At 65.0% G+C, this 3,604-nt stretch carries 2 protein-coding genes and 1 pseudogene; all 3 read left to right on the plus strand.

What is annotated here, in order from left to right; translation table 11 throughout:
• Positions 1-766: pseudogene (locus tag K8V11_RS13505) on the plus strand (ABC transporter permease); the annotation flags it as partial.
• A gap of 368 nt (positions 767-1,134) precedes the next feature.
• On the plus strand, positions 1,135-3,057 hold the full coding sequence (locus K8V11_RS13510) for a calcineurin-like phosphoesterase family protein (protein WP_303915336.1): 1,923 nt from the start codon (positions 1,135-1,137) through the stop codon (positions 3,055-3,057).
• Between the two features lie 134 nt (positions 3,058-3,191).
• Positions 3,192-3,604, plus strand: a 413-nt coding sequence (locus tag K8V11_RS13515; RefSeq protein WP_303915339.1) for a helix-turn-helix domain-containing protein, incomplete at its 3' end; no start/stop codon positions are given.

Genomic DNA, 3,604 nt, shown 5'->3' on the forward strand with positions numbered 1-3,604 from the left:
GGCGGCCGGGTGGCTTCGTGGTCCGCTATCGCTCGCGTTCCGACTTCAGCGCGCGGGGCTCATGTGGTGGACCATTGCGCTTGCCGTCGCCGGGGTGACGTTCGGGGCGTTCGTGTCCCCGATGGCTGACAACGCCGAGTCGATGCCCGAGGAAATCCTCTCGGTGTTCGGGGGCGCCGACGGAATGGTCGACGGCTATCTGGGCTACATGGGCGTCTACTACGCGATCATGATCGCGGTGTACGCGATCCTCACGGTCCAGGCGGCGTGGTCGGAAGAACAGAGCGTGAGGGTCGAACCCGTGCTCGCGACGGCCGTGTCGAGAACGTCGTGGTTGCTGTCGTGGGCGCTGTGCGCGGCGGTCGGCGTGCTGTGGTTGTTTGCGGTGGTCGGTTTCGGCAACGCGATCGGGGCGTCGCTGGCAACCGGGGACTGGACGCTGTTCGGCCCTGTGCTCATCGGACAGCTCGCGCACACTCCATCGGTGTGGCTGATCCTCGCGTTGGCAGCGGCCCTATACGGACTTGCGCCGAGGCTTATCGGCCTGAGCTGGATTTTCTTCGGTTACTCGGCGGCGCTGAGCTTGTTCGGGGACATGCTCGAGCTCGACGACTCCGTACTCGCCACCTCGGTATTTCGGCACGTGGGCCAGCACCCGGCAGAAGACATCTCATGGGTTGCCGTCGCCGTGCTCACCGCGGCCGCCGCGCTCCTCCTCGTCGCCGGGGTCGCTGCCTTCCGCAGGAGAGATCTGAAGACGGCATGAATGCTCGCAAATTGGGCAGTGGGCATCAGCGTTGCGCTGCGGGGCTCGCATCGGTTTCGACGAGTGGCCAGGCCCTCGTCAACCGGGGTCTTGGCTTCGACTGGCGCGACGATGTGCACCGAGTAGCGTAATGAGTCGCAAGTGGCTGGCGTGCTGAAAGCGAAAAGTGCAGCGCGGCAACATGAGTGGCTAACGCGGATAACTTGAGTTCGTTTTGGGGTCGCTTGCGCCCTCCTCAACAGCGAGTAAATGCAAAGGACAAACTCAGTTCAAAATAAAGATGATTTTTTGTCACTTCGTAGCTAGGTGGCGGTCCTAGTGTGCGGTGGCGCACGAAGCACGATTCGTCCCCTTTCGAGGAGAACCACATGCCACTGCACAACCCCCGCCCGAATGGCGGGTCATTCCTCACCGCGCGGCGCGCGGCCGTCACCGGGCTGTCCTTTGCGGCAGCTGTGACCATGCTGGCCACGCCCGCCACCGCCGCTCCGACGTCATCCATCCCCACTAGCTCCACCGAGCTGCAGGGTTCCCTCAAGGGTCTGCCCGGTGGATCTCTCGGTTCGGCCACCGGCTCGCTGCCCGGCGCCGGGCAGTCCGAGAACGAGGGCCTCTACGAGGGTTCGGTCCAGGTCGTCGACGGGGAAGCCGACGATCCGGAAACGCTGACGGGTCAGGTGTTCGACGACGTCAACAAAAACTCCACCCTTGACGACGGCGAGACCGGCATCGCCGGTGTTCAGGTGTCCAACGGCGTCGATGTCGCCACTACGGATGCAGAGGGACGCTACGAACTGCCCGTTCGCGATCACTTCACCGCGTTCGTGACTCAGCCGGCGGGCTACCAGGTGCCTGTTGATAGCCAGAACTTTGCTCAGTTCGCCTACAACCACGCCCCGGAGGGCTCTCCCGAGCTCAAGTTCGGCGGGCTCGAGCCGACCGGCGAAACGCCGAAGGCCGTGAACTTCCCGATGGCAAAGTCGGCACAGACCGCGCTGCCGGAGCAGACCTGCCCGATCGCCTCGGACACGCAAACCTACGACAAGGAACAGGTCGAGTGGGCCCGCCAGGGTGCCGTCGCCGACGTGATGGCGCGCGACGATTACGCGAGCTGTGGCCTGCTGCTTCTCGGTGACAACGTGGGCGACGATCTCTCGCTCAACCCGGATCTGCGCGAGCTCTACGAAAACGCCAACGGGCCTGTGCGCGCACTGCCCGGCAACCACGATATGGACTACGACGCCGAGAGCGATAAAAACGCCCTCGACACCTATCGCCGCGACTTCGGCGCGCCGTACTACTCCTACAACGTGGGCGAGACGCATTTCGTCGCGCTCGACAACATCGTCTACAAGGGCGCCAATGACGACGGCGGCAACGGCGGCTACAACGAGGCCATCGACGATGAGCAGCTCGAATGGCTCAAGAACGACCTCGCCAACGTGGACAAGGACGCTCCCATCGTGATCGCGGCGCACGCCCCGATCGTCAACTACAAGGGCGTGATCACCGATAACGCGGCCGAGCTCTACGACATCCTCGCCGACTACCCGAACGCTGTCACCGTCGGCGGCCACACGCACACGGTCGAGCAGCTTCTCGCCGGCGATACCCGCGAAGAATGGGCCGCAGATGGCGTTCCCGAGCTGACCCACGATCAGATCGTCGCCGGGGCCGTGTCCGGTTCGTGGTACTCGGGCGAGCTGAATGAGAACGGGGTTCCGCACGCCTACACTTCCGACGCCGCCGAGCCGGGTATTCAGACCCTGCAGTTCAACGGCTCGGACCGCTCCGAGTTCTACACGGTCCGCAACGAGAGCCAGGACCGTCAGTTTCTCACCGGCATCAACTCCCCGAGCTGGCGCGAATGGGCCGAGGGCGCCCAGGAGTGGCAGGACGACGATAAGCAGGGCGAGGCACCGGAGGACATCGCCACCAACGAGGTGAGCGCGGCCGATCTCGACAGCGGCGAGGCCTACCTCACGACGAGCTTCTTCTCCGGCTCGACCGCCTCGCAGGTAGACGTGACCATCGACGGCGCGGACGCCGAGGCCGAGCACACCCAGCCGGCCACGGGCGAGGCGCTGAACATGGGATGGGAGTTCACCGATCCGGTATCGGCGACGCACAACCTGTCCAGCGACGGCGCCATCGCGCAGTCCAGCCCGCACCTGTGGCGCGTGGCGCTGTCCGATGATCTCGCCGAGGGCGAGCACACCGCCGAAATCAACGCCACCGACCGCTACGGGAACGCCTACACCGAGACGTTCACCTTCACGGTGACCGGCTAAAAGGAATTCGCACCGCAAGGGCCCGCCGGGGAATATTTCCCCGGCGGGCCCGAGGCATTTCAGGGCCGCCGAACCGGAGGGGTGCCCTGAGAGGGCATCCCTCCCGTCGTGGATTTGGACTTAACCTGGATGGCATGGACGGCACACAGCCCCAGGGCCCGGCGAACGCCAAGGCCTCCGTGCGCGATTTTCTCATGTCGCGGCGGGCGAAAATCACACCCGAGGACGCCGGGATGCCCACGCACGGCGGGCGCCGAGTGTCCGGACTCCGCCGTGGTGAGGTCGCAGATCTCGCAGGAATCAGTGTCGAGTACTACGCGAAACTCGAGCGTGGACACATTGGCGGGGCCTCCGCCGCGGTCCTTGATGCGGTCGCCCGCGCCCTTCGTCTCGACGATGCCGAATACGCACACTTCCTCGATCTTGTGCGGACGGTGGATGGAATCCCCACCTCGGGTCGCCCGAGAGGCAGATCGCGCACCGCGCGCCAGGTTCGCCCGGGATTGCACAGTGTCGTCGATTCGATGACCGACGCCGTGGCATTCGT

This window comes from Dietzia timorensis (assembly GCF_020742175.1).
GTDB lineage: Bacteria > Actinomycetota > Actinomycetes > Mycobacteriales > Mycobacteriaceae > Dietzia > Dietzia timorensis_A.